This window comes from Secundilactobacillus folii, assembly GCF_009720675.1.
GTDB lineage: Bacteria > Bacillota > Bacilli > Lactobacillales > Lactobacillaceae > Secundilactobacillus > Secundilactobacillus folii.
Map to the genome: position 1 here is coordinate 1 of NZ_WNJO01000032.1, position 1,691 is coordinate 1,691.

Here is a 1,691-nt window from a genome sequence, read left to right on the forward strand (position 1 = left end):
TGAGAGTAGACCTCTCAAAACTAAACAAAGTTTCATTCCTGTGCAGGTTTCCGTATTATTCCTTAGAAAGGAGGTGATCCAGCCGCAGGTTCTCCTACGGCTACCTTGTTACGACTTCACCCTAATCATCTGCCCCACCTTAGGCGGTTGGCTCCCGAAGGTTACCGAACCGACTTTGGGTGTTGCAAACTCTCATGGTGTGACGGGCGGTGTGTACAAGGCCCGGGAACGTATTCACCGCGGCATGCTGATCCGCGATTACTAGCGATTCCGACTTCGTGTAGGCGAGTTGCAGCCTACAGTCCGAACTGAGAATGGCTTTAAGAGATTAGCTTGCCCTCGCGAGTTCGCAACTCGTTGTACCATCCATTGTAGCACGTGTGTAGCCCAGGTCATAAGGGGCATGATGACTTGACGTCATCCCCACCTTCCTCCGGTTTGTCACCGGCAGTCTCGCCAGAGTGCCCAACTAAATGCTGGCAACTGACAATAAGGGTTGCGCTCGTTGCGGGACTTAACCCAACATCTCACGACACGAGCTGACGACAGCCATGCACCACCTGTATCTGCGTCCCCGAAGGGAACGCCTAATCTCTTAGGTTAGCACAGTATGTCAAGACCTGGTAAGGTTCTTCGCGTAGCTTCGAATTAAACCACATGCTCCACCGCTTGTGCGGGCCCCCGTCAATTCCTTTGAGTTTCAACCTTGCGGTCGTACTCCCCAGGCGGAATGCTTAATGCGTTAGCTGCGGCACTGAAGGGCGGAAACCCTCCAACACCTAGCATTCATCGTTTACGGCATGGACTACCAGGGTATCTAATCCTGTTCGCTACCCATGCTTTCGAGCCTCAGCGTCAGTTACAGACCAGACAGCCGCCTTCGCCACTGGTGTTCTTCCATATATCTACGCATTTCACCGCTACACATGGAGTTCCACTGTCCTCTTCTGCACTCAAGTCTCCCAGTTTCCGATGCACTTCTCCGGTTAAGCCGAAGGCTTTCACATCAGACTTAAGAAACCGCCTGCGCTCGCTTTACGCCCAATAAATCCGGACAACGCTTGCCACCTACGTATTACCGCGGCTGCTGGCACGTAGTTAGCCGTGGCTTTCTGGTTAAATACCGTCAACACCTGAACAGTTACTCTCAGATGTGTTCTTCTTCAACAACAGAGTTTTACGAGCCGAAACCCTTCTTCACTCACGCGGCGTTGCTCCATCAGACTTTCGTCCATTGTGGAAGATTCCCTACTGCTGCCTCCCGTAGGAGTTTGGGCCGTGTCTCAGTCCCAATGTGGCCGATTACCCTCTCAGGTCGGCTACGTATCATTGCCTTGGTGAACCATTACTCCACCAACTAGCTAATACGCCGCGGGTCCATCCAGAAGTGATAGCCGAAACCACCTTTTAAACAAAAACCATGCGGTTTTTGTTGTTATACGGTATTAGCACCTGTTTCCAAGTGTTATCCCCTGCTTCTGGGCAGGTTACCCACGTGTTACTCACCAGTTCGCCACTCATCCAATGTTGAAAATCAGTGCAAGCACTTCAATTCAACGGGATGCGTTCGACTTGCATGTATTAGGCACGCCGCCAGCGTTCGTCCTGAGCCAGGATCAAACTCTCATTTTATGATTGTTTGTGACTCATTAATATTACTAGCGAATTGACTTCGCAAATTACATTTGATA

General features: G+C 50.9%; 1 rRNA gene. It reads right to left on the reverse strand.

Going from position 1 to position 1,691, the window contains the following annotated elements:
• Positions 1-66: 66 nt before the first annotated feature.
• A 16S ribosomal RNA gene (locus GM612_RS12150) occupies positions 67-1,632 on the reverse strand.
• Positions 1,633-1,691 lie beyond the last annotated feature (59 nt).